This window comes from Streptosporangium sp. NPDC050148 (assembly GCF_055586505.1).
In genome coordinates this window covers 361,370-386,861 of the sequence record NZ_JBVJIA010000002.1, presented here as the reverse complement: position 1 = coordinate 386,861, position 25,492 = coordinate 361,370, and the positions used below count along the sequence as shown (strand labels likewise).

At 73.9% G+C, this 25,492-nt stretch carries 15 protein-coding genes; 7 read left to right on the top strand and 8 right to left on the bottom strand.

The window, feature by feature from the left end:
- Positions 1 to 8 precede the first annotated feature (8 nt).
- From ACZ6RT_RS03455 to fabV, 4 genes are all read left to right on the top strand, one after another.
- On the top strand, positions 9 to 5,474 hold the full coding sequence (locus tag ACZ6RT_RS03455; protein WP_470152112.1) for a type I polyketide synthase: 5,466 nt from the start codon (positions 9 to 11) through the stop codon (positions 5,472 to 5,474).
- On the top strand, positions 5,471 to 7,114 hold the full coding sequence (locus tag ACZ6RT_RS03450; protein ID WP_399188888.1) for a (2,3-dihydroxybenzoyl)adenylate synthase: 1,644 nt from the start codon (positions 5,471 to 5,473) through the stop codon (positions 7,112 to 7,114). Before ACZ6RT_RS03455 ends, ACZ6RT_RS03450 begins: the two co-directional genes overlap by 4 nt.
- A gap of 1 nt (position 7,115) precedes the next feature.
- On the top strand, positions 7,116 to 9,410 hold the full coding sequence (locus ACZ6RT_RS03445; RefSeq protein ID WP_470152111.1) for an FAD-dependent monooxygenase: 2,295 nt from the start codon (positions 7,116 to 7,118) through the stop codon (positions 9,408 to 9,410).
- Between the two features lie 316 nt (positions 9,411 to 9,726).
- Complete coding sequence (gene fabV / locus ACZ6RT_RS03440; protein WP_470152110.1) at positions 9,727 to 10,935, top strand: enoyl-[acyl-carrier-protein] reductase FabV; 1,209 nt, start codon at positions 9,727 to 9,729, stop codon at positions 10,933 to 10,935.
- 248 nt (positions 10,936 to 11,183) lie between these two features.
- Here fabV and ACZ6RT_RS03435 read toward each other — a convergent pair whose 3' ends face one another.
- From ACZ6RT_RS03435 to ACZ6RT_RS03420, 4 genes are all read right to left on the bottom strand, one after another.
- A complete protein-coding gene (locus ACZ6RT_RS03435; protein WP_470152109.1) occupies positions 11,184 to 11,591 on the bottom strand; it encodes a hypothetical protein in 408 nt (135 codons plus the stop codon).
- Between the two features lie 159 nt (positions 11,592 to 11,750).
- Positions 11,751 to 12,707 (bottom strand): cyclase family protein, encoded by a 957-nt coding sequence (locus ACZ6RT_RS03430; protein ID WP_470152108.1) that lies wholly within the window; start codon positions 12,705 to 12,707, stop codon positions 11,751 to 11,753.
- Between the two features lie 98 nt (positions 12,708 to 12,805).
- Complete coding sequence (locus ACZ6RT_RS03425) at positions 12,806 to 13,645, bottom strand: alpha/beta fold hydrolase (protein WP_470152107.1); 840 nt, start codon at positions 13,643 to 13,645, stop codon at positions 12,806 to 12,808.
- Between the two features lie 67 nt (positions 13,646 to 13,712).
- Positions 13,713 to 15,119 (bottom strand): nucleotide disphospho-sugar-binding domain-containing protein, encoded by a 1,407-nt coding sequence (locus ACZ6RT_RS03420; RefSeq protein WP_470152106.1) that lies wholly within the window; start codon positions 15,117 to 15,119, stop codon positions 13,713 to 13,715.
- Positions 15,120 to 15,452: 333 nt separating this feature from the next.
- Here ACZ6RT_RS03420 and ACZ6RT_RS03415 point away from each other — a divergent pair, with 333 nt between their 5' ends.
- The 3 genes from ACZ6RT_RS03415 to ACZ6RT_RS03405 all read left to right on the top strand — a co-directional run bounded on the left by ACZ6RT_RS03415 (position 15,453) and on the right by ACZ6RT_RS03405 (position 18,917).
- Complete coding sequence (locus tag ACZ6RT_RS03415) at positions 15,453 to 17,180, top strand: MFS transporter (RefSeq protein ID WP_470152105.1); 1,728 nt, start codon at positions 15,453 to 15,455, stop codon at positions 17,178 to 17,180.
- A gap of 80 nt (positions 17,181 to 17,260) precedes the next feature.
- Entirely contained in the window at positions 17,261 to 18,325 is a 1,065-nt protein-coding gene (locus ACZ6RT_RS03410; RefSeq protein WP_470152104.1) for a glucose-1-phosphate thymidylyltransferase, read from the top strand.
- Between the two features lie 58 nt (positions 18,326 to 18,383).
- Positions 18,384 to 18,917, top strand: coding sequence for a pyridoxamine 5'-phosphate oxidase family protein (locus tag ACZ6RT_RS03405; RefSeq protein ID WP_470152103.1), 534 nt, complete (start codon positions 18,384 to 18,386; stop codon positions 18,915 to 18,917).
- Between the two features lie 229 nt (positions 18,918 to 19,146).
- Here ACZ6RT_RS03405 and ACZ6RT_RS03400 read toward each other — a convergent pair whose 3' ends face one another.
- The 4 genes from ACZ6RT_RS03400 to ACZ6RT_RS03385 all read right to left on the bottom strand — a co-directional run bounded on the left by ACZ6RT_RS03400 (position 19,147) and on the right by ACZ6RT_RS03385 (position 25,273).
- The gene (locus ACZ6RT_RS03400) at positions 19,147 to 20,379 is read right to left on the bottom strand and encodes a cytochrome P450 (RefSeq protein WP_470152102.1); all 1,233 of its coding nucleotides are present in this window, start codon (positions 20,377 to 20,379) and stop codon (positions 19,147 to 19,149) included.
- 228 nt (positions 20,380 to 20,607) lie between these two features.
- Positions 20,608 to 22,899 (bottom strand): ATP-binding cassette domain-containing protein, encoded by a 2,292-nt coding sequence (locus tag ACZ6RT_RS03395; protein WP_399188865.1) that lies wholly within the window; start codon positions 22,897 to 22,899, stop codon positions 20,608 to 20,610.
- 47 nt (positions 22,900 to 22,946) lie between these two features.
- Positions 22,947 to 24,083, bottom strand: a complete 1,137-nt coding sequence (locus tag ACZ6RT_RS03390) for a methyltransferase (protein ID WP_470152101.1) — start codon at positions 24,081 to 24,083, stop codon at positions 22,947 to 22,949.
- 80 nt (positions 24,084 to 24,163) lie between these two features.
- Positions 24,164 to 25,273 carry a serine hydrolase domain-containing protein gene (locus ACZ6RT_RS03385; RefSeq protein WP_399188861.1) on the bottom strand — a complete coding sequence of 370 codons (1,110 nt, stop codon included), beginning with the start codon at positions 25,271 to 25,273 and terminating at the stop codon, positions 24,164 to 24,166.
- Positions 25,274 to 25,492 lie beyond the last annotated feature (219 nt).

The window sequence follows — 25,492 nt, the reverse complement described above, 5'->3', positions numbered from 1 at the left end:
GAGGGCCGATGAACTCCCCCGAACCCCCCGAATCCCCCGAACCCCTCGCCATCATCGGGATGGCCTGCAGATTCGCCGGAGGCGTCGACTCGCCGGAGGCGTTCTGGGACCTGTTGCGCGAGGGCCGCGACACCGCCGGGGAGGTGCCCCCCGACCGCTGGGAGTGGTACGCCTCCCAGGGCCACGAGTACGCCGCAGCCGTCCGGGACGTGACACGGCGCGGCTCCTTCCTCGACGACGTGCGCGGGTTCGACGCCGAGTTCTTCGACATCACCCCGCGCGAGGCCGCGCTCATGGATCCGCAGCAGCGGATCGTGCTGGAGCTGGCCTGGGAGGCGCTGGAGCACGCGGGCATCCCGCCGCGCGACCTCGCCGGGACCGACGCCGGGGTGTTCATGGGGGTCGGTGCGGACGACTACGGCCGCAGGCTGCTGGAGGACCTGCCCCGCGTCGAGGCGTGGACCGGCATCGGCGGCGCCTACTGCGGGGTCGCCAACCGCGTCTCCTACACGCTCGACCTGCGCGGCCCGAGCGTGGCGGTGGACACCGCCTGCTCGTCGTCGCTGGTCGCCCTGCACCTGGCCGCGCAGGCGCTGCGCGCCGGGGAATGCCCGGTGGCGCTGGCCGGCGGGGTGATGGTGATGGCGGCCCCCGGGCTCTCGCTGGTGCTGGACGCGGCCGGTGCCACCGCGCCCGACGGGCGCAGCAAGTCCTTCGACGCGTCCGCGGACGGCTACGGCCGTGGCGAGGGCGGGGGCGTCGTCGTGCTGAAGCGGCTGGCCGACGCCCGGCGTGACGGTGACCGGGTGCTCGCGGTGATCCGCGGCAGCGCCGTGCACCAGGACGGCCGTACCAACGGCATCATGGCGCCCAGCGGCCGGGCGCAGGCCCACCTGATGCGCCGGGCCTACGAGGCCGCCGGCGTGGACCCGGCCACGGTCGACTACGTGGAGGCGCACGGCACCGGCACGCGGGTCGGCGACCCGCTGGAGGCCGGCGCGCTGGCCGAGGTCGTCGGCCGCGACCGGCCTCGGGAGCGTCCCTGCCTGATCGGGTCGGTGAAACCGAACGTCGGTCACCTGGAGGCCGGTGCCGGCGTGGCCGGTGTGATCAAGACGGTGCTGGCGCTCCGGCACGGGGAGATCCCGCCGAGCCTGAACGTGACCACGCCCAACCCGGCCGTCCCGTGGGAGACCTCGGGGCTGCGGGTGGTGACCGAGCCGACCCCCTGGCCGGACACTGCGGGGCCGCGCCGCGCCGGTGTCTCCGGGTACGGCTACGGCGGCACGCTCGCGCACGTCGTCCTGGAGGAGGGGGACGCGCCCCTGCGGGAGACGGGCCGGGACGCCGGCCCGGCGCTGTACCCGCTGTCCGGGGCGAGCCGCGCGGCCGTCGCCGAGTACGCGGGCCGGCTCGCCGACCTGCTCTCCCGCGAGGACGGGCCGGGCACGACCGGCGTGGAGGCCGGCACGACCGACGCGAAGCCGGGCACGACCGACGCGAAGCCGGGCACGACCGGCAGCGGGCCGGGCACCACCGGCGTGAGGCCGGGCACGGCCGACGTGGGACACACCCTGGCGCGCCGGCGCACGCACCTGCCGCACCGGGCCGCCGTGGTCGCCGCCGACCGGGCACAGCTGGTCGCGCGGCTGCGGGAGCTGGCCGGGCAGGGCACGGGACCGGCGACCGGGACCGTGCTGCCGGGCGCCGGGCACGGGCTGGTCTGGGTGTTCTCCGGGCACGGTTCCCAGTGGACCGGGATGGGCCGCGAGCTGCTGTCCGAGGATCCGGTGTTCGCGGGGGTGATCGACCGCCTGGAACCGATCTTCGCCGAGGAGATGGGCCTGTCGCCCCGCGCGGTGATCGCCGACGACGCCCCGCAGCCGGTCCACGTCATTCAGCCGATGATCTTCGCGATGCAGGTGGCGCTCGGCGCGGTCTGGCGGGCCCGCGGGGTGCGTCCGGACGCGGTGATCGGCCACTCGGTCGGCGAGATCGCGGCGGCCGTCACCGCCGGGGTGCTCACCCTGGAGCAGGGCGCGAGGCTGGTGTGCCGGCGCTCGCTGCTGCTGCGCCGGGTGGCGGGCCGCGGCGCCATGGCCCTGGTGAACCTGCCGCCCGAGAAGGCCGAGGCCCGCATCGGCGACCGGCGCGACCTGGCCGTGGCCGTGGCCGCCTCGACGGGCTCGGCGGTGGTCTCCGGCGACATCGGGACCGTCGAGGAGCTCGCCGCCCGGTGGGGCGCCGAGGGGCTGGCCGTACGCCGCGTCGACTCCGACGTGGCCTTCCACAGCCCGCACATGGATCCGCTGCTCACCCCGCTGGCCGAGGCCGCCGCGGACCTGCCGCCCTGCCCGCCGTCGGTCCGCCTGTACAGCACGGCGCTGGAGGACCCGCGCTCGGCCGCGCCCCGCGACGGCGCCTACTGGGCGGCCAACCTGCGCGGGCAGGTACGGTTCGCCCGGGCGGTGACGGCCGCCGTCGAGGACGGGTACCGCCTGTTCGTCGAGGTCTCCCCGCACCCGGTCGTGGAGCACTCGATCGGCGAGACGCTCGACGAGCTGGGCGTCGACGACGCCTACGTGACCCACTCCCTGCGCCGCGGCAGGCCCGAGCTGGAGACCCTGCTGACCAACCTGGGCCTGCTGTACTGCCACGGCGCGGACGTCGACTGGTCGCGCGCCTGGCCGGACGGCGCGCTCACCGACCTGCCGGGACCGGCCTGGCAGCGCAGGCCCCACTGGGCGGAGGAGCCGACCGGCCGCGCCGAGACGCTCGGGCGGCACGACCCGTCGAGCCACACGCTGCTCGGTGGCAGGAACCGCCTGAACGGCACGACCCCGGCGTGGGCGTGGCTGACCCGCCTGGACCGCGAGTCCCGCCCCTACCCCGGGCGGCACCCGGTGCGCGGGGTGGAGATCGTCCCCGCGGCCGTGCTGCTGAACACGTTCCTGACCGCCGCCTCGTCCGCGGGGTCCCGGCCGGACCTGGCCGACGTGGCCCTGCGGGTGCCGGTCAGCCTCACCGACCCGCGCGACCTCCAGGTCGTCCTGCAGGACGGCGTCGTCCGGCTCTCCTCCCGGATCGTGGACGGCGCCGACGACGACGCCGGCTGGGTGACGCACACCACCGCGGTCGTGGAACCCCGCTCCGCGCTGCCGGACGGTCCCGTCCTGGACGTGACGGCCGACGAGGAGCTGCCGCCCGGCCACGTGATCGACCGGCTCGCCTCCCTGGAGGTGGCCGAGATGGGCTTCCCCTGGGCGGTCGAACGACTCCGGCGCGGCGACGACGGCCTGGTGTTCACGGTCCGCACCGACACCGACACCGACACCGACACGTGCGCGGGCTCCGGTTCCGACGCGGGCGCGGGCTCCGGCCCCGGTACCGACGCGGGCGTGAGCGCGGGCTCCGGTTCCGGTTCCGGTACGCCGCCCGCCACGTGGGCACCGCTGCTGGACGCCGTACTGTCGGCCGCCTCGGTGGCGTTCTCCGGACCGCCGGTCCTGCGCATGCCCGCGCGCATCCGGCGCGTCACCCTGGCGGAACGACCTCCGGCGCGGGCGCGCGTCGTCGTCCGCGTGACCGGTGACGACACCGTCGACGTGGAGATCACCGATCTCGGCGGCACCGTGACCGGCCGGCTCACCGGCCTGCGCTACGGCCTGCCCGACGGCGACGCCCGGACCGTCACCGGTCCCCGCAGGCTGGTCCACGAGCTCGTCTGGCGGCCGGTGGAGCACACCGGTCCCGCGGCCCCCGGGGAGACCGGGGAGACCGGGGAGACCGGGACCGCCGGGGAGCTCGCGGAGGTGATCCTGGTGGGTCCGGACGGCGCCCTGCGCGACCGGCTGGCCGCCCGCCTCGACGGCTCGGGGGTCCCGTACCGCGTCACCGCCGCGCCGGAGGAGCTGCGCGAGGGCGAGCTGACCGGTCCCCGCGCCGTCGTCGTGGTCCCGCCGGACGCCGCCCCGCGGGGGGCGGACGAGGTGGGCGACGCGGCGGCCCGCGCCGCCTGGCTGCTGGCCCGGACCGCGCGGCGGCTGGCCGGCTCCGGGAGCGCCCGTCCCGCCCGGCTGTGGTGCGTCACCGAGGGCGTGCGCGAGGGCCGTGACCCCGGCGCGCTCGCGCAGAGCGCGCTGTGGGGACTCGGACGGATCGTCGGCGGCGAGCATCCCGACCTGTGGGGCGGGGTCGTCGACCTCGGCCGCTCCCCGCGCGATCCGGACGCCCTGGTGGAGGTCCTGCGCGGCGTGCGCGGTGAGGACGTCGTCGCGGTGCGCGACGGCGGGCTCTCGGTGCCCCGGCTGCGCCTGCCGGACGGCGAGCCCGGCGGGCCCGCCGCGGCCTGCCGTCCGGACGGCACCTACCTGGTCACCGGCGGCCTGGGCGCCCTCGGGCTGGAGGTCGCGCGGTGGCTGTCGGACCGGGGCGCGCGCCGCATCGTGCTCGCCGGCCGTACGGCCCTGCCGCCCCGCGACCGCTGGGACGACCAGGCCGATCCCGGACTCCGGGCGAGGATCGCGGCCGTGCGTGCCCTGGAGCGGCGCGGCGTCACCGTGGTCACGGTCGCGCTGGACGTGTCCGACGCGCGGGCCGCGGCCGAGGCGCTCTCCCCCGCCGCGCTCGGGCTGCCGCCGATCCGGGGGGTCGTGCACGCCGCGGGCCTCGTCGACGACCGCGTGGTCCGGGCGCTCGACGAGGCGTCGATCCGCGCGGTGCTGAGGCCCAAGGTGGACGGCGCGCTGGTGCTGGACGCCCTGTTCCCCCCGGGGAGCGTGGACTTCTTCGTGCTGTTCTCCTCCTGCGGGCAGCTGCTCGGCCTGCCCGGCCAGGGCGCCTACGCGGCGGGCAACGCGTTCCTGGACGCGCTCGCCGCGCGCCGCCGGGCCGCAGGGGACGCCGCGACGACCTGCTTCGGCTGGACGTCCTGGCGCGGGCTGGGCATGTCCACCTCCTCGGAGGTGACCGACGCCGAGCTGGCCGCGTGCGGCACGGGCGACATCACCGCCGCGGAGGCGTTCGACGCCTGGGAGCTGGCCGAGCGGTACGGCCTGGGCTACGCGGCCGTGCTGCGGACCGTCCCGGTGGACGGTGGCGGACGCAGGCCGCCGGTGCTGGCGGAGCTGTCACCGGAGACGCCCGGCGAGGAGCCCGGGACCGACGCCGGGGCCCCGCGCTGGGCCGGCCTGAAGGGGACCGAGCTGCACGAGGTCCTCGCCGAGGAGATCCGCCTTCAGGTGGCCGCGGAGACCAAGCTCGCCGCGGCCGAGCTGGACCCGCGCCGCCCCCTGGTGGAGATGGGCCTGGAGTCGGTCATGACGGCCCGGATCCGCCGGGGGCTGGAGCGGCGCTTCCGCATCCCGCTGCCCGCGACGCTGTTCTGGGACCGGCCCACCATCGACGCGATCGCCTCCCTGCTGGCCGAACGGGTCGACGGGAGCGCACCGATCAGTGAGAGGAGCACACGATGAGGCCCGAGGGTGCCGTGCCCTGGCCCGACGACCTGGCCCGCGCCTACCGCGAGGCGGGATGCTGGCGCGACCGCCCGCTGGGCTCCCTGCCGTGGGAATGGGCGGAATCACGGGGCGAGAGGGTCGCGGTGGTCGACGGAGAGCACCGCCTGACCTACCGGGACCTGGCGCTGCGTTCCGACGCCCTGGCCGAGGGGCTCGCCGGGCTCGGGTTCGCCGCCGGTGACACGGTCCTGCTGCAGCTCCCCAACCGGTGGGAGTTCGTCGTGGTCACCCTGGCCTGCCTGCGGCTGGGCGTGGTGCCGGTGATGATGCTTCCGGCGCACCGCGAGCACGAGCTGGCCTCGATCGGCGCGCACGTCGGGGCCAAGGCCCTGGTCGTACCGGACGACTGGCGCGGCTACGACCACCAGGAGCTGGCCCACCGGGTGGCGGACACGCTGCCCGGACCGGCGCGGGTGCTGGTCGTGGGCGAGAAGGTACGGCCGGGCGGCGTGGACGTGCGCGCCCTGATGCGGCCGGACGGCGACGTCGAGCGCCGGCGCCGGTGGCTGGACGATCGGGCGCCCGACCCCGGTGACGTCGCGGTGTTCCTGCTGTCGGGGGGCACCACGGGCGTGCCCAAGGTGATCGGCCGCACGCACAACGACTACGAGTACAACTTCCGGCGCTGCGCCGAGGTGTGCGGGTTCGACGCGGGCACCGTGTACCTGGCGGTGCTCCCGGCCGCCCACAACTTCGCGCTGGCCAGTCCCGGCGTCCTGGGGGCGCTGCACGCCGGGGGCCGCGTCGTCCTGCTGCCGTCGCCCCGGCCGGAGGCGGTGTTCGCGGCCGTCGAGGCCGAGGGCGTCACCGCCACCTCCGCGGTCCCGGCCGTGGTGCTCAAGTGGGTGGAGGCGGCCGGGGACAGCGGTCACGACCTGTCCAGCCTGCGCCACGTCCACGTCGGCGGGTCCGTGCTCTCTCCGGAGGTCGCCGCGCGGATCGGCCCGGCGCTGGGCTGCCGGCTGCAGCAGGTGTACGGCATGGCCGAGGGCCTCATCTGCTACACCCCGGCCGACGCGCCCGACGAGGTGGCCCACACCACCCAGGGCTCGCCGGTCAGCCCGTACGACGAGCTGCTGGTGGTCGGGCCGGACGGGCGCCCGGTGCCGCCCGGCGAGCCGGGCGAGCTGCTCACCCGCGGCCCGTACACGCCGCGCGGCTACTTCGGGGTGCCCGCGCAGAACGCCGTCTCGTTCACCCCGGACGGCTGGTACCGCACCGGTGACCTGGTGCGGATCACGCCCGAGGGGAACGTGGTGGTCTGCGGCCGGGTCAAGGACCTGATCAACCGGGCGGGCGAGAAGGTCTCCGCCGGTGAGATCGAGACCCTGGTCCAGGAGATGCCGGAGGTGGCCGAGGCCGCCGCGGTCGCGATGCCCGACCCGGAGGTCGGCGAGCGGGTGTGCCTGTTCGTCCGCGTCCGTCCCGGTCACACGCTGACGCTCGACGACGTGGCGGGGTCGCTGACGGCCCGGGGCGTGGCCGCGTTCAAGATTCCCGAACGGCTGGAGGTGCTGGACGAGCTGCCGCACACCCCGATCGGCAAGCCCGACAAGAAGCGGCTGCTCGGCCTGCTCGCGGCACGCGGGAGGTGAGATGCGCCGGCTCCACGTCGACGTGGCGGGCGGCGGGCCCGGCGGGCTGTTCCTGGCCCGGCTGCTGATGCTGGCCGACCCGTCGTCCTCGGTACGGGTCCACGAGCGCAACGGCCCCGACGACACCTTCGGGTTCGGCGTGGTCTTCTCCGGCCGCACGATGTCCTCGATCCGGGCGGCCGACCCCGAGACCCACGAGCTGATCCTGCGGGCCGGCGTCTCGTGGTCCGACATGGAACTGCGGCTGCCCGGCGCTTCCCTGCGCTACGGCGGGTACGGCTTCACCGCCGTGTCCCGGCACACCCTGCTGCGCATCCTGCAGCGTCAGGCCGTCCGGGCCGGGGCCGAGGTGCGTTTCCACCGGGAGCTGCGGCTCGACCCGGACGGCGGGCCCGGACGGGTGACCGTCCTGGCGGACGGCGCCGGGTCGGCCAACCGCGGCCGGTGGGCCGGGCGGTTCGGCACCACCGTCGAGACCGGCGCGGCCAGGTACGTCTGGTTCGGGACCGAGGCGCCGTTCGACGCGGTGACCTTCCCGTTCGTGCCCACCGAGTACGGCGTCTTCGCCGCGCACGCCTACCCGTACGGCGAGGGCGTGAGCACCTTCATCGTCGAGGCCGACGAGCGGACGTGGCGCAACGCCGGGATGGACGCGCCGGTGGAGGCGGGGCTGACCGACGACCGCTCGCGGCGGATGCTGGCCGAGGTGTTCGCCGAGCACCTCGGCGGCCGGCCGCTGATCGGCAACGGCAGCAGGTGGCACGCCTTCCGGGTGGTGCGCAACGCCCGCTGGTCGGCCGGGAACGCCGTGCTGCTGGGCGACGCCGCGCACACCGCGCACTTCTCGGTCGGCTCCGGTACCAAGCTGGCCATGGAGGACGCCATCGCGCTCGCCGACGCCCTGCACCGGGCCGGGCGGCCGGGCGAGGCGTTCGCCGCCTACGAGGCCGTCCGCCGGGGGCCGGTCGCCCGGACCCAGACCCTGGCCGGACGGAGCATGCGCTGGTGGGAGACGTTCGGCCGCCGGATGCACATGCCTCCGCACCGGTTCGGCATGCACTTCATCACCCGTACCGGGGCGATCACCTATGCCGGGCTGAGCCGCCGGCACGGCGACCGGATCGCCGAGGCCGAGGCCGAGTTCACCGCGCTGGCGAGCGCCGCAGAAGTCGCGGGGACGGGCCCGGAGGGTCGCGACGGGCCGGACGGGAAGGTGTCTTCGCCCCTGGACGGGGGGTCGCCTCCGGTTCCGGACACCGCCCCGGCCGAGAACGTCTCCGTGGTCCGGGACGTCGCCCAGGGCCGGGACGTCGCCCCGGTCCAGGGCATGGCGCAGGTCCGGGACGTCGCGCAGGCCCAGGGCACGGCCCAGGTTCGGGACGTCGCGCAGGTCCGGGGCATCGCCCGGGTCCGGGACGTCGCCTCGGTGGAAGGCGCGGCCCCGGTCACGGGCGCGCTGAGCCTCCCGGTCACGCTGGGGCCGCTCCGGTTGCCCGCCCGCGTGGCCGCGCGATTGCCGGACGACGCGGAGGACCCTCGCCACTCCCCTGCCCGCCCGACCGGCGTCTCACTGGTCCTCGCCGACCTGCGCGACACGATGGCGAGGGTCACCGGGGGCATCGCGAGCACTGGAAGCACCGCTGGCGCGGAAAAGGCCCGGAACATCGAGGAAATAGAGGACATCGAGGACACGATCCGCGACGCGGTGGCGAGAGCGACGAGAGCAGCAGGGACGACGGGTGTGGTGCTCGGCGTCGTCGTGGCCCCGGAGACACACCCCGGCGCGGTCGGCCGGGTCGCACGCGCCGGTGGCGTCAGGCTCGTCGAGATCCTGCCGGACCAGGGCCTCCCCGGCCCCGCGCCGGTCACCGCGTTGCTGGACGAGGCAGGCCCGGCCACGGCCGTGTGCGCGGGCCTGCGCTGCCCGGACGAGGACGCCTGGTCCGCCGGGGCCGAGCGGCTGCTCGACGGGTGCCGCCGACTGCGCGCGCTGGGCGTCGTCGGCCTGCACCTGCACGGCGCCCCGGCCGGCTCGCGTCCCGCCCTCCGCTCAATCCCTCACTCCGGCCCGTGCTCCGTCGGCACGCGCTGGGAGCACCTGCTGGGATGGGCCGACCGGATCCGGACCGAGACCGGGCTGCCGGTCCTGCTGGACGCGCCGGACGGATGGGCACCGCACACGAACGGCACCGGCGACCATCCCGGGAGCGGAGAGCGAGACCGGGACGGGGACGATTGGGCGACCCGCCTGCACACGGCCCTGGTCAGCGGGCGGGCCGATGTGATCGTGGCCTGACCGCTGTCCCTGCCACACACCCGCGCGGCAGGGAAGCGCCATGCCCGAGGAACCTCATCGCGCGGACAACGACGACCGGAGTCGCCGCACGTGCGCCATGTGACCACGCCGATCCGGATCCGAACCCGTGGAACGACCTGACGTCGATAGCCTCTCGCTGCCGGAACCGTTCGAGAGCTTGAAGGGCGGTTCCAGGTGACCACCCCGGATGAGGGCACCGGTCAGACCCACACGGTCGATGGCCTCATCATGACCGTTCAGCGCCTCGCGGGCCCCGACCCGCCCGCGGGCCCCACCAGACGGGCACAGGCACACGATGACGGAACGCCTCATCGAACCCCGAGGGCGCGGGTTCCTGCTGTTCGACTCTCACCCCGCCGGATGCGAGAAGATCGTCCGCGACATGTGGGATCGCGTCACCCCTGCGGTCCCCGACAAGGAGGGCGAGCGCCGCCCGGTGGCCCTGGTCGTCGGCTCCAGCGCGGGCTACGGAATGGCGACCGTAATCGCGGGGGTCCGCCGCTACGGCATCGACGGTGTCGGTCTGTGTTTCGAGCGCCCGTCCACCGAGCGGCGCACGGCCACCGCGGGCTGGTACCGCACCATCGCGACCGCCGAACTCGCCGCCAAGGCCGGTCGTGACTGGTCGTTCGTCAACGGTGACGCCTTCGCCGACGACACCAAGGCCCAGGTGCTCGACCTGCTCGCCGAACGGTTCGGCGGCATCGACCATCTGATCTACAGCGTCGCCGCGCCACGCCGTACCGACCCTGCCACCGGACGGACCCACCAGTCGGTCATCCAGCCGCTCGGAGCGGGGTACCGCACCAAGACCCTCGACGTCGGCGGAGACGAACCGGCGTTGAAGGAGATCTGGGTCGAGCCGGGCAGTGACACCGAGCGGGCCGACACCATCAAGGTCATGGGCGGCGAGGACTGGGCCCTCTGGGTCGACGCCTTGACCGACCGTGGCCTGCTGCGCCCGGGGTTCACCACCGTGGCCCTGTCCTACATCGGCTCGCACCTGACCGCGCCGATCTACCGGGACGGTACGATCGGCGCGGCCAAGGCCCACTTGGAGGAGACCGCGCTCACGCTGAACCGCGACCTGTCCGGGATCGGCGGGAGGGCCATGACGTCGGTGAACGGCGCCGCCGTCACTCAGGCGTCCACCGCGATCCCCAGAATCGCCCTGTACGTCAGCCTCCTGCGCGGCGTCCTCGGCGAGGCCGTGCGGTCTCCGCTTCAGCAGTCCGTCGAGCTGTGGGATCTGCTCACCGGCGTCCAGGCACTCGATCTCGACGATCACGGGCGCATCCGCTTGGACCGGTGGGAGCTGAATCCCCTCGTCCAGGAGCAGGTGACCGAGCGGTGGGAGGCCGTCGCCCCGGGCACCGTCGGAGACCTGGCCGACATCGACTGGTTCACCTCCAAGGTGCGCCGCCTGTACGGCTTCGACGTACCCGGCGTGAACTACAGCGCGCCGAGTGAACCCGACATGCCCTGGCCCACTCCCGCCGAGTAGCGACCGGCCGTACACCGCCCGCCTCCATCTCCTCGGTCAGGACAGGCTGAGGAGATGGAGTTCTCGGACCACCCCGCATGCCTTCCACGGCACGTACCGGAGCGACGTCGCAAGGCTAGAGACCGGAACCACCTGAGCACCTATGGAAGAAGCGAAGCGGCTTGTCCGGCCTGACGAGCGGGCCTTCCTTTCCTTCCCACGCAAGGCAAGGGGAGGACACACTTCCGGAGGGCGAGAAGACCAGGGGGTCAGGACCAGGACTCCCAGGCCGCCAGGAAAACTTTCGCCGTTTCTCTGTCCATTATGTAACCCTCGCCCGATTTTTTAATGAGAGGTGCACGGCCGAAGGCATCACAGAACTGGTCGATGCGACGCATGGTCTCCCGGACGTCGGCCTCCGCGACTCCCATCTCTGCAGCCAGACAGCCCAAAGAGTAGGGGTGATCCGATCTGGAGGAAAACATGTGCAGAATGTACTGCCCACGGGGGATGTCTTCGCAGGCTTTGCTCATGAGGGCGGCCTCGATGACCACTTCCTCCGAGAAGCTCCATGGCCTGGAAAGACCCGCAGGGTTCGGTGAGAAACTCCTCCGGTTCTCCATCCTTCCCCTCTCTCGTAAGGCGGCGTGAAGCCGTCCGCCCGTCCTCGCGGACACGCAGGAGCTCATTGCTTCCAGGTCTTGACCCGGCGTGCCCGCCGCCCCCTGACCGAAGCCAGGGTTTTCACCATTGTCCGGCACGAAAGGCAATCGCAGACAACCGCGTTCCAGGTGCGGGCCGGGCTTCATGGCGTCGCACCCCCTCGTGAACCGCGGTCAGAATGTGGCGATCGGGTTGACCGGGCTGCCGGACGTACCGGCGAAGCGGACCGGTGCGACCGCGAGGTGGAAGTCCCACTGGCCGAGCTCGGCGGCCGTCGTCGCGCACGCCTCCAGGTCGCAGTTGTCGAGCATCCACAGGCCCATGGCGACGAGGCTCACGGCGTGAACCGGCATCAGCACATCCTCGTACCCCGACGGCTGAACGTCCTGGGGGGTGTCGGCGCCGATCAGCGCGACCTCCCGTTCGTGCAGCCACGGCAGGCAGGAGGCGTGCCAGCCGGCCTGGGTGAAACCGCCGGTCTCACCGGTCTCGTGCCGAGCGCGGCCGTGGCCGGTCCGCAGGAGCACCGCGTCGCCGGATCGCACCCGCACACCCTGGCGACGCTCGGCCGCTTCGAGATCGTCGGGGAACACGCCCTGCCCCGGTTCCAGCCACGGCACATCGCGGACCTTCGCGATGTCGAGCAGGACACCACGCGTGACGATCCCGTTCGCCGCCGCCGTGACGGACGCCCACGCCGATCCCGTCGAGGCGTCGACCAGCGAGTGCGGCCGCCCGTTGTACATGGTGCCGTCCCAGAAGATGTGGCACGGCGAGTCGAGGTGGGTGAGCGTGTTGCCGTGGAACGTGATGCCGAGCCGCTCGGACGAGAAGCCCCAGCGGCGGTCGTTGCGGAATCCGGGCGCCGGCATGTTCTCGGCGCCGGGCATGTCGGCGGCGCACGGGCACGTCGTCGTCGACCGCTCCATGTCCTCCGGTACGGCGACCTCCCACGCGCACGACACGCTCCTGCCGTGGCGCACGGCTCGCGTCGCCGCCAGCCGGACATGGTCGGTGATGTGGTTCAGGGTGCCGAGCTCGTCGTCGTCGCCCCACCGTCCCCAGTTCGACAGCGTGTCGAAGTATCCGAGCACGTCGTCCTGCGTGGGCAGCGGCCGTCCTGGCGTCATCCCGGCATCGGCTCCTCCGGTCACGTGGTTCGAGGCGTCGCAGGCAGGGTACTCGCCCTCTTCCTCGACACGATCTCACCGGGGCGTCCCCGGGGGCTTCATCGGTCGCCGAGGACGCCGGTGAGCATGTCGGCGAACTCGATCGGGTGCGTCACGTACCCGACGTGCCCGCCCGGGAAGTCGACGACCGGCAGGCCGAGCCGTTCGGCCAGCACGGTGTTGGGCCGGTAGGGGAAGTGCTCGCGCGAGGCGCTCCCGCCGGCCAGCACCAGCCGGTCCGAGACCGTCTCCAGCGCCGCGACGTCGAGGTCGAACGCCGGGTACGGCAGGATCTCGTGCTCGAACCAGAAGACCTGGTTGCGGCGGATGCGGGCCAGCATCGCCTCCAGCCGCTCCGGTGACGGCTGGAACTCCCGCGGGGGCCGCGTGGGCTCGGCCATGCCGGCCCGGTCGCGGAAGAACCGCATCGCCGTCTGGGCGCCGTCGCGCCGGTAGATCTCGTACAGGTCGGCGTAGAAGCGCAGCCACCGTTCGGCGTCCGGCAGGACGGAGGCCAGCGGCGGCTCGTGGGCGACCAGCGTCCGGACGGCGGCCGGGTGACGGACGAGCAGGTGGAGCGCGGTGATGGCGCCGGAGCTGCCGCCCATCACGTGGGCGGGCCCGTCGGCCAGGTGGGCGAGCAGCCGGTGGGCGTCGTCGGCGTCGGTGTCCACCCGGCGCGCGTCGTCCACCGGCTCGTCCGCCCGGCTGCGGGAGAAGCCGCGCCGGTCGTAGGTGATGACCGTGTAGCGGTCCGCCAGTGCCTCGGCCATCGGCTCGTAGGGCCCGGCGTCGCCGTTGCCGGTGGGGACGAGCAGCAGGGGCGGGCCGCTCCCGCGGACCTCGTGGTAGAGGGTCGCGCCGGGCACCGCGAGCGTGCCGGTGGTCAGCGTGCGCATCGGTCCTCCATGGTCGTCGGCGCCGGGCCGCTCGTCCGCGCCGGTGCTCCGCGGTCAGCCGGGACGCTCATCCGCGCCGGTGCTCCGCGGTCAGCCGCTCCAGCACGGGGACGACGGCGGCCGGGCTCGGCAGGGAGAGCCAGTCGTCGAGGACGGCCTGCGCGCCGCGCGCGTAGGAGACGTCGCTCACCACCTGCTCGATCATCTTGCGGATCTCGTCGACCGACTGCGCCCGGTGGTTGAGCCGGGTGCCGGCGCCGCGGCCGATCACGTACTCCGACGTGGGGGTCGCCTCCAGCTTCTTGGCCGGCAGCTCCCAGGTCGTGACGGTCTGGACGACCTCCTCGCTGACGCCGAACTCGAAGCCGTTGCGGAAGGTGCCGTCCTCGATGGTGCGCGGGTCCACCTCGGAGGGGCGTACCAGGACGGTCTCCTCGGTGTCGCAGACGATCTGCGGGACCTTGAACGCGCACGCCGCGCCGAACGTGCCGATGCCTCCGTGGTGGATGACCGCCGAGCAGGTCGGCAGCAGCTGGTTCAGCGAGACCCACTCGATCGCGCGCACGTTGGCGGGGAGGTCCCGGATGCCCTCGAGCTGCAGGGAGTTGAGGGTGGCGACCAGCTCGACGTCCAGGTCCTTCACGGCCTCGATGATCATCGGTGAGCGGCCCCAGTCGCCCTTGATGAACCTGCGGGTCGACTCCCCCAGCGTCAGGGCGATCCTGGGCACCCGGGGCCGCTCGCGGAGCCACTCGGGGAAGGGGACGGCGCCGTTGTAGGGCACGTAGCGCATCGGGACCGTGACCGCGCTGGTCGGTAGCCTCATGCCGGGCGGCATCGGGTCGATGGACCACTGCCCGTACAGCAGCTCGTCGTCGACCTCCATCCCGTACCGCTCCGCCAGTGGCCTGAGCAGGTCGGCCTGGAGGTTCTCCGGCAGGCCGGCCGCCCGCAGCGCGTCGCGTTTCTCCGCGACCCGGTCGAAGCTCCAGCCCGGGAAGTCGGGGCCCAGCAGGAAACGGGCGTGCGCGGCTCCGCAGGCGCGCGCGGCCACCGGGCCCGAGGCGAACGTCGGGTCCCAGATCACCAGGTCGGGGCGCCAGGCGCGGGCGAAGTCGACCAGTTCCCCGGCCTCCGGCAGGTCGGTCCGCACGTAGTCGGAGATCGCGCAGAGCAGCCACTGGTGGAAGACGATCCAGTGCTCGCGCTCCTGGCCGGTCAGGCCGAGCACGTCGGCGTGGCGGAGCACCTCGTCGGGGTGCTCCGGCGGCTTGGCGTCGGGCCTGATGCGCGGCTCGACGCCGTCCGGGTCCCCCAGCGGCACCGGGGTGAGTCCGGCCGCGGTGACGGAGCCGGCGAAGGAGGCGTGGGTGGCGACGCGGACCTCGTGTCCCGCGCTCTGCAGTGCCCACGCGCACGGTACGACAGGCCACAGGTGGGCGTGCGACGGATACGAGGTGAACAGGACGCGCATGGGGCTTCCCCTGTGATGTGAGGTCGGGCCGGTGTGGGTCGGGCCGGGACCGCGTTCCCGCGGTCCGGGGCGGATCGTCCGGTACGGGCGTCCCGGGTCGATCGTCCGGTACGGGTGTCCGGGACGGTCCGCCCGCTGCCGCCACGACGGACGATCCCACCGCCGCCCGCGCGGGGCATCTTCCGGCGTGCGCTCCCGCCGGCCGGGCCGTACCGCGGGAAGCGCACGCCGGAAGATGTGCCGGACCGGCGCGACCTGTGATCGTGGGCGGGACAGGTGTCGGCCCGGAACCGGGCCGGTGCGAACGTGCCCCGACGACGAGAGGACAGGTGCGTGACTACAGCGGACGTTGCCTCCGGCACTCCCGCGAGGGCCGGATGGCGCCAGTGGGCGGGCCTGGCCGTGATGTGCCTGCCGACCATGCTCACCACCGTGGACATCACCGTGATGTTCCTGGCGCTGCCGCACGTGAGCGCCGACCTGGGCGCGGGCGGGGTCGAACAGCTCTGGATCTCGGACATCTACGGCTTCATGATCGCCGGTTTCCTGGTCACGATGGGCACGCTGGGCGACCGGATCGGCCGGCGCAAAGTGCTGCTGGCCGGGGCCGCGATGTTCGTCGCCGCCTCGCTGCTGGCCGCCTACGCGACCTCGACGCCGATGCTGATCGGCGCCCGGGCGCTGCTCGGCGTGGCCGGGGCGACGGTGGCCCCCTCCGTCCTCGCGCTGATCCGGGACATGTTCCCCGACCCCCGGCAGATGGGCACGGCCATGGCCGTGTGGGGCTCGTCCATCATGGCGGGCGTGATCCTCGGCCCCGTGGTCGGCGGCCTGCTGCTGGGCGCCTTCTGGTGGGGATCGATCTTCCTGATGGCCGTGCCCGTCATGGGCCTGCTGCTGCTGACCGCGCCGTTCCTGGTGCCCGAGTCCCGCAACCCGGACGCGGGACGGCTGGACGTGCCGAGCGTGCTGCTCTCCCTGGGCGCGGTGCTGCCGCTCATCTACGGGCTCAAGGAGCTGGCCCGCGGTGGCCCGGCCCCGCAGGCGGCCGCCGCGATCCTGCTGGGCGCGGCCTGCGCGCTGGTCTTCGTACGGCGGCAGCGCACGCTGGCCGACCCGCTCCTCGACCTGCGCCTGTTCGGCATCCGCGTGCTCTCCGGCACCATGGTGCTGTCGCTGATGTTCGCGTTCGTCATGGGCGGGACCGGCCTGGTGGTGACGCTGTTCCTGCAGCTCGTCCAGGGATACTCGCCCTCGGGCGTGGCGCTGTGGATGGTGCTCCCGGCGGTGGTCATGATCGTGATGGGCAACGTGGCCGGCGCGGTCGCGCGGGTCGTGCGCCCGGCGTACCTGATCGCCGCCGGAGCCGTGCTCGCGGCGGCCGGGATGGTCGTGCTCACCCGGGTGGGCGCCTCCGGCGACATGCCGCTCCTGATGACCGGCCTGGTCATGGTCTACGCCGGCGGCAGCCCGATCACCGTGCTGAGCCCCCTGCTGGTCATGACGTCCGCGCCGCCGGAGCGCGCCGGCTCGGCCGGGTCGCTGCAGTCCACCGGGAGCGAGTTCGGCACCGCGATGGGGGTGGCCGTCCTGGGCCTGGTGGCCACCGCGGTCTACCGCACCGGCGTCACCGTGCCCGCCGGGGTGCCCGACGGGGCGGCCCAGGCCGCCCGGGAGAGCATCAGCGGGGCGGTGCTCGCCGCGCAGCGCTTCCCCGGGCAGGCCGGTGGCGAGCTGCTCGCCTCCGCCCGGGATGCCTTCACCTCCGGGCTGCACGTCACCGCGGTCGTCACGGCGGTCGTCTTCCTCGGTCTGGCCGCCGTCGCGCTGGCCGGCCTGCGGCGGGTCCCGCCCACCGGCGCGGCACAGGCCGGCGGCCCGCAGGAGGCGGGCACCTCCCCGGCCGGAGAGGCCGCGCAGACCGCGCAGACCGGTGCCGGGACGCCCGGGGAGACCGGTGCCGGAAGGCCGCGGGACGACCGGGCCGGGAGGCCGGAAGGCGCCGGCGCGTCAGGGCCGGCGCGGGCCCCCGAGGGCGCCGGCGAGATGTCCGTGCGCTGAGAACCGGGCACGCGGGCCGGCACGACCGGCCCGCGTGGCGGTCCGCGCACGCCGCTCTCAGGAAATCTTCGGAGTCGCTCATGAAAGCCCTTGTTCTGTCGGGCGGGTCGGGAACGCGCCTTCGCCCCTTCAGTTACTCCATGCCGAAGCAGCTCATCCCCATCGCCGGCCGTCCGGTCCTGGAGCACGTCCTGGACGACATCCGGGGACTGGGGGTGAGGGAGGTCGGCATCGTGGTGGGCACGTGGTCGCCGGAGATCGAGCGGGCGATCGGCGACGGCTCCCGCCTGGGACTGCGCGTGACCTACATCCGGCAGGAGCGGCCGCTGGGCCTGGCGCACTGCGTCAGGCTGGGCCGGCCGTTCCTCGGCGACGACGACTTCGTGATGTACCTGGGCGACAACATGCTGCCCGACGGGGTCGCCGACATCGCCGCGTCCTTCCGGGCCGAACGCCCGGCCGCGCAGGTGGTGGTGCAGAGGGTGGCCGACCCCCGGGCGTTCGGCGTCGCGGAGGTGGAGCCGGACGGCACCGTGCGGCGCCTGGTCGAGAAGCCCCGCCACCCGCGTAGCGACCTGGCCCTCGTCGGCGTCTACTTCTTCACCCCGGCCGTCCACGCGGCGGCCGAGGCCGTCACTCCCGGCGCCCGCGGCGAGCTGGAGATCACCGACGCGATCCAGCTGCTGATCGACCGCGGCGCCACGGTCAGGGCCAGCGTGTACGGCGGCTACTGGAAGGACACGGGGCGGATCGAGGACGTGCTGGAGTGCAACCGCCACCTGCTGGGCGGGCTCCGTACCGAGATCGCCGGGGAGGTCGACCCCCTGAGCAGCCTGTCGGGCCCGGTGGTGGTGGCGCCGGGAGCCCGCGTGGTGCGGTCGCGGATCGTCGGCCCGGTGATCGTCGGCCCGGGCACCCTGGTCGAGGACAGCCGGATCGGGCCGGACGTCTCCCTCGGTGCCGGCTGCGTGCTCCGCGGCACCGGACTGTCGGGCTCCATCGTCATGGACGAGGCCTCCATCTCGGGGATCGACCGGCTGCAGGACTCCCTGATCGGCCGGGCCGCCGTCATCGCGCCCCGCCGCGACGAGATCCGCCACCGCCTCGTCATCGGCGACCACACGCGCGTCGAGATCGCGGCGTGATAGGAGTCGGGAGGCGTCCCGCCCCAGGTGACGGAGAGGACAGAGAGAAAGGATGCTCATGAGGGAACCCGTGGCCGAACGGAACCTCGACGGGTACGGCGCGCCGCCGATCCCCTGGAAGCAGGTGCTGGAGGGCCTCGACGACGGCTTCTCGCAGGTACCGGGCTCGGGCGGTCCCGGCCGGTACACCTGCTGGCTGACGACGGTCTGCCCGGACGGCAGGCCGCACGTCATGCCGCTGGGAGCGCTCTGGTGGAAGGGTGCCTTCCACTTCACCACCGGTCCGGGCACCCGCAAGGGCAGGAACCTCGCGCACGACCCGCGCTGCGCCGTCACGGTCGCCCTGAAGGAGTTCGACCTCGTCGTGGAGGGGCAGGCGGAGCGGGTGACCGCGGAGGACCGGCTGCAGGGGATCGCCGAGGCGTACGCGGCACAGGGCTGGGAACCGTCCGTCCGCGACGGCGCCCTGTACGCCGAGTACAGCGCCCCGAGCGCGGGGCCGCCCCCGTGGTACGTGTACGAGGTGGTCCCGGACAAGGTGTTCGCCCTGGGCACCGCGGCACCGTACGGCGCGACCAGGTGGAACTTCTGATGGCTTCGCCGGCCGCACGGGTCACGGCCGGGGCGCCCGCGGGCGCCCCGGCCGTTTCTCGTTCTCCTCGCGTCCCCCGCCCGGTCCGTCGCTCCTCACCCGATCGTCTCCCGGGTCGTCTCTCCCGCGCGGTCGTCTCTCACGCGGTCGTTCCCGGGCGGCCGGCTCTCACCCGGTCGTCTCCCACGTGGTCGGTCCCGTCCGGTGGCGGTCCCTCGGCTCGTGGACGTCACCCGACGGTGACGGGGAAGGTGTCGTGGCCCCGTACCAGCCAGCGGTCGCGGTAGTCGGCGGGCCCGGCGGCGGTGACGGCCGGGAAGCGGCGCAGCAGCATGGGCAGCGCGATCCGCGCCTCCAGGCGGGCCAGGGCCGCCCCCAGGCAGAAGTGGGCACCGCCGCCGAAGCTCAGCGGCTGGTTGTCCGGTCTCGCCGGGTCGAAGACGTCCGGCCGGTCGAAACGACGCGGGTCCCGGTTCCCTGCGGCCAGCATGACCACCACCTTGGTGCCCTCGGGGACGCGCGTCCCCAGCAGGTCGGCGTCGGTGACGGCCCAGCGGGTGGTGGCCTGGACGGGCGGCTCGAAGCGCAGGCACTCCTCCACGTAGCCCTCGGCGAATCCGGGCTCCGCGGCGAGCCTCGCGGCCGCGTCCGGGTGCTCCAGCGCCAGCTTCAGGCCGTGTCCCAGCAGGTGGGTGGTGGTGTCGAAGCCGGCCGACAGCAGCAGGACGAGGTTGGCCGTCAGCTCGTGCTCGCCGAGCCTGCTCCCGTCGGTGTCGTGCACCCGCACCAGGTCGCTGACGAGGTCGTCGGCCGGGTGCCGGCGCCGGTGGGCGATCAGCGTGGTGAAGTACGCCGACAGCTCGTCCATGGCCTTGTCCGCCGTACCGAGCACGGACGGGTCGGTGGTGCCCTCCAGCGCGAGCGTCACGTCGGCCGCGGCGGCGCGGAACCAGCCCTGGTCGTCCTCGGGGACGCCGAGCAGGGCGCCGATCACCCCAACGGGCAGGCGGAAGGCGAACTCCCGCATGAAGTCCACCGGGGCCCCGCCCGCGCCGAGCTCGGCCACGCGGTCGAGCAGCCGGCCGGTCATGCGCTCGATCGCCGGCCGCAGCGCCGTCACCCGGCGGAACGTGAACGCGCCGCTGACCAGGCGCCGCAGCCGCGTGTGGTCGGGCGGGTTGGTGTACAGCATGGAGCCGGTCCATCCCCGCAGGGAGGAGTGGGAGCGCCATCCCGGCAGGTCCCGGTCGTAGCTCCCGGCGTCCTGGACCTGGAGCCACGGTTCCCGCAGGGCTCGCGCGCACACCGCGTAACCGACCGCGGCCATCAGGCCGGGTCTGACGGTCACCAGGTCCCCGTGGGCGCGCAGTGCCTCGTAACGGGGATAGGGGTCGCGGCGTCCGTCCGGGGACAGCAACGCCGCCATCGCCTCCTCGGGGGAGGCCGCCGCCCGCTCGGTCATCATCATCCTTTGCCTCGGTCGTCTCGCCCTTCCCCGAACTCCTCGGGGACCGGGCCTTCCTCGAACGTCCCGGTGCGGGAGCGGCCGGGTCGTGCCGCCGTCCCGGCACCCGCCGGAGGCTCATCGGGCCGCCCGGCCGGTTCGTACCGGCCGGGCCGCCTGATCGGCCCCCGCCGGGGGTGATCCGAGGCGGGGGCCGGGCCCTGCCGGGCCGGCCCCCGCCGGGGCTCAGCCCGCGGACTTCGTGGACGTGGCGGACCGGGAGCCCCGGGACCGCACGTGGCGCCGGAGGTACTCGGCCGTGATCGAGTCCGTGGACTCGACGAGGTCGCCGGGGGTGCCGGTGAAGACGACCCGTCCCCCGTCGTGGCCGCCCTCGGGACCCAGGTCGATCACCCAGTCGGCCTGCCGGACGACGTCGAGGTGGTGCTCGACGACGACGACCGTGTTCCCCTCGTCGACGATGCGGTCCAGCAGGGCCATGAGGGTGTCGACGTCGGACAGGTGCAGCCCGGTGGTGGGCTCGTCGAGGACGTAGATCTCCCCGGTGCGGCCGAGCCGGTCGGCGAGCTTGATGCGCTGCAGCTCACCTCCGGACAGCGAGCTGAGCGGCTGCCCGAGGGTGAGGTATCCCAGGCCGACGTCGATGAGGGCCTGGGCCTTGGCGCGCAGGGCCTTCTCGGTGAAGAACTCCGCGGCCGTCTCGGCCGGCATCTCCAGCACGTCGGCGATGGAGGCGTCGCGCAGCCGGTGGGCCAGCACCTCCTCCTTGAACCGCCGGCCCCGGCAGGTCTCGCAGTGGACCGTGACCGGGTCGGCGAAGGCCAGCTCGGTGATGATGACGCCGCGCCCCTGGCACTCCTCGCAGGCGCCCTTGGAGTTGAAGCTGAACAGTCCCGCGTCAACACCGCCGGCCTTGGCGAACAGCTTGCGGATCGGGTCCATCATGCCGAGGTAGGTGGCGGGCGTGGACCGGGAGGACGCGGCGATCGGTGACTGGTCGACGAAGACCGCCTCCGGCCGGCAGGCGCGGAACACCTCGCCGATCAGGGTGCTCTTGCCCGCCCCGGCCACGCCGGTGACGGCCGTCAGCACCCCGGCGGGGATGGTCACGGTCACGTTCTTCAGGTTGTGCAGGTCGGCGCCCTCGATCCGCAGCTCTCCGCGCGGCGTGCGGACGTCCTTCTTGATCTCGGCCTTGACGCCCAGCGCGCGGCCGGTGGCGGTGCCGGACCCGCGCAGGCCCTTCAGGTCCCCGGAGAAGACGATCTCACCTCCGTGGGCGCCCGCGCCCGGGCCGACGTCGACGACGTGGTCGGCGACGGCGATCACGTCGGGGTCGTGCTCGACGACCAGCACCGTGTTGCCCTGGTCGCGCAGCGCGCGGAGCTGCTCGGTGAGCCGCTCCACGTCGCGCGGGTGCAGGCCGACGCTCGGCTCGTCGAAGATGTACGTCAGGCCGGTCAGCTCGCTGCCCAGGTGCCGGACCATCTTCAGCCGCTGCCCCTCCCCGCCGGAGAGCGTGGGCGTGGGACGGTCCAGGCTGAGGTAGCCGAGCCCGATCGCGACGATGCGCTCCAGGGCCGCGGCGATCGGGACGGCCACCGGGTCGTCGATCCCGGTCAGCTCCTTGCGCAGGTCGGTGATCTGCATGGAGCACCACTCGGCGATGTTGCGGCCGTTGATCCGGGTGGCGAGCGCGGCGGCGTTCAGCCGGGCGCCCTCGCAGGCCGGGCAGACGCCGCTGTTCATGAACCGTTCGACGGTCTCCCGCCGCTTCGCGCTCAGCGCGGACAGGTCGCGCTTGAGGTTGAGCCGGGTGAAGCGGTCGATGACGCCCTCGTAGTCGGTCTGGAAGGAGACGTTCTTCGTCTTGACCTTGATCTTGGGCCCGCCCGTGCCGTGGAGCAGGTCGTTCCACTCCTTGTCGGTGAAGTCCTTCAGCGGCTTGTCCGGGTCGAAGCGGCCGGAGTTGACCCAGATCTGCCAGTCGGGGCTGCCCACCTTGTACTCGGGGTACTGGATCGCCCCGTCCTGGAGGGACTTGGAGCGGTCGAAGAACAGCTCCAGGTCGACCTGGACGGTGCGGCCCAGGCCCTCGCACTCCGGGCACATGCCGGCGGGATCGTTGAAGGAGTACGACGAGACCCGGCCGTCGGGTCCCTCGTGCCGGGCGAACAGGGCACGGACCATGGAGTAGACGTCGGTCATCGTCCCCACGGTGGAGCGGGCGTCGCCGCCCACCGGCTTCTGGTCGACGATCACCGGAGGGGTGAGGTTCTCGACGGCGTCGGCCTGCGGCCGTTCGTACTTCGGCAGCTGGTTGCGGATGAACCAGGGGAACGTCGCGTTGAGCTGGCGTTGCGCCTCGACGCCCACGGTGTCGAAGACGAGCGACGACTTGCCCGAGCCCGACACCCCCGTGAACACGGTGATCTTGTTCTTCGGGATCGTCAGGGAGACGTCCTTGAGGTTGTGCACCCGCGCCCCGGTGATCCGGATAACGTCCTGCTCCGCCATCGGCTGCCCTGCCCTTCGTGTCGTTCCGCGCGACCGCCGCCCGGCCGTCATCCGGCCGCGACCGCCGCCTCGGTGCCGGTCCTTCCGGCTCGTCCTTCCTGTCCTTCCTGTCCTTCTGCCGCGGCCGCGCCGTCCCGCCCGGTACGGCCGGCGTCCTCCTCCCGCCGGGGCGCGGGACGCCGCGCGGCGGTGAACTCGATCACCGACAGCCGCCCGGCCGGGTGCACCGCCACCGCCTCGAGCCCGGCGTCCGCCGCCAGCGCGGCCAGTTCGGCGGCGCGGCGTTCCTTCCCGCCGTAGTAGGCGAGCATCCGCAGGTCCATGGCGGTGTGCGGCGACTCGCCGTCCGGGCCGATCCGCTCGATGACGAAGACCGAGCCGTCGTCGCCGGCCGCCTCCGCGCAGCGGCGCAGGATCGTCCGTGCCGCCTCGTCGTCCCAGTCGTGGACGACCGACGAGAGCAGGTATCCCCCGCGTCCGCGCGGCAGCGGCTCGAAGAAGCTTCCGGGGACGACGTCGCCCCGGTCGGCGAGCCCGGCCTCGGCCAGCGCCTTGCGCGCGGTCTCCGCGGTGCCGGGCAGGTCCACGACGGTCCCCCGCAGGGCGGGGAAACGGGTCAGCAGCGCGATCATGAGCGTGCCGTCGCCGCCGCCGACGTCGACGACGTGGCCCAGCGCCCCCCAGTCGCAGGCCGACACGATCTCACCGGCCCGCTCGACGGCGTCGGCCCCCATCCGCGCGTCGAAGGAGGCGGCCAGCGCCGGGTCCGCGGCCAGGTCGTCCCAGAAGGGGCGGCCGAACTGCACGGGGTAGGCGGCCTCGCCCGTGCGCACGCTGTGCAGGAGCCGGACGAGGCTGAGCTCGGCGCGGCCGACCGCGCCGTCGATGTCCAGCATGTCCCGCAGGTGGGCGGGGTGGCCGGTGCGCAGCGGCTCGCCCAGCGGGGTCAGCGCGTACCGCCCGGCGTCGTCCCGGGACAGCACGCCCTTGGCGGCCAGGTGCCGCAGCACGCGCTCCAGCGCGTCGGCGTGCGCGCCGGTCTGCTCGGCGAGTTCCCGCGCGCTCCGGGGCTCGGCGGCCACCCGGTCGGCGATGCGCAGCGTGGCGGCCACCCGGATCGCCATCGGGGTTCCCAGGTGCGCGAGCGACCACAGCCTGGCGCTCATGTCGGCCTTGTCCGACACCGCGTCCTCCTTGATCCTTCACGCGGCGAAGGCCGCGCCGCCCGTCCCTCACGGCCGACGGGCGGCGCGGCCCCCGGCCGTCAGCGCGTCGACGAGGCGACGATCTCCGCGACCTTCTCGTAGGCGGCGAACTGGCCCATCGCGATCCGGGTCTTCGTCACGGCGACCACGGTGCCGGTGGCGGTGTCCGCGGACACCGCGGCGCCGTTGGTGCCGGCGAAGCCGAACGCGGTCGGGGTCTCGCCCGCCTGCTTGATCGGCTGGCCGAAGTCGTAGCCCAGCGTCCGCGAGGCCGGGAAGCCGAAGATCTGGTCCTGGCCGGTCTCCGCGGGGGCGGTGACCTCCCGGAGCCGCTCGGGCGAGATCAGGCGGACGCCGTCCACCTCGCCCAGCAGGGCGGCGTACATGCGCGCCACCGCCCGCGCGGTCATGGTGCCGCCCGCCGGGACGTCGGCGGTGAGGAAGGCGGGGTCGTTGTACAGCTCGGCCGAGGGCGCCACGGACAGCGGCGCCGTCTTGAACATGGGCAGGTCCGCGGGCATCGAGGCCGCCATCTCCGCGGCGCCCGGCATGTCCTCCAGCCTGGCCACGGCGTCGAGGCGGGACTCGGGAACGGCGAAGTACAGCTCCTCGGCGACGCCGAGCGGGGCGGCGACCTCCTCGCGCAGCACCTGCGAGATGGGCTTGCCGGTGGCGCGGCGGATGATCTCCCCGACGATGTAGCCGAACGTCAGGGTGTGGTAGCCGGTCTTGGTGCCCGGCTCCCACCACGGCTCGGCGTTCTCGATGAAGGAGACCATCTTCTGCCAGTCGGACAGGTCCGCGGGCTTGAGGTCCTCCGGCACGCCGGGCACGCCGGCCGAGTGGGTCAGCACGTGGCGCACCGTCACGGAGTCCTTGCCGTGGGCGGCGAACTCGGGCCACAGCTCGGCGACGCGGGTGTCGTACCCGAACACCCCGCGCTCGACGAGCACGTGCACGACGGTGGCGGCGACCCCCTTGCCCATGGAGGTGCTGAAGATCGGGGTGCCGGAGTCGAGCCTGCGGCCGGTGGCCGGGTCGGCGACGCCGGCGACGGCGTCGGCCACGAGGACGCCGTCGCGGTAGACGGCGGCCTGAAGACCCGTCTCGGCTCCGGACTCGACGAGCTGGTCGATGGCCTCCTGAACGAGCTTCTGGATGTCACTCATGGTCTGGACGTGTCTTCCTTTCTCGGGTCCCGTGCCGGGACCTCCGACGGACATGGTCTCCGGAACGCAGGCGGTTCGCCGCCCCCGCCTCATCGTGGTCCCGGTCGCCCGGTGGGGCATCTTCTGGATTGCGGACTTGTGCCGGGGGGGCGGGGGGGGGGGGGGGGGGGGGGGGGGGGGGGGGGGAGGGGGGGGGGGGGGGGGGGGGGGGAAAGGGTG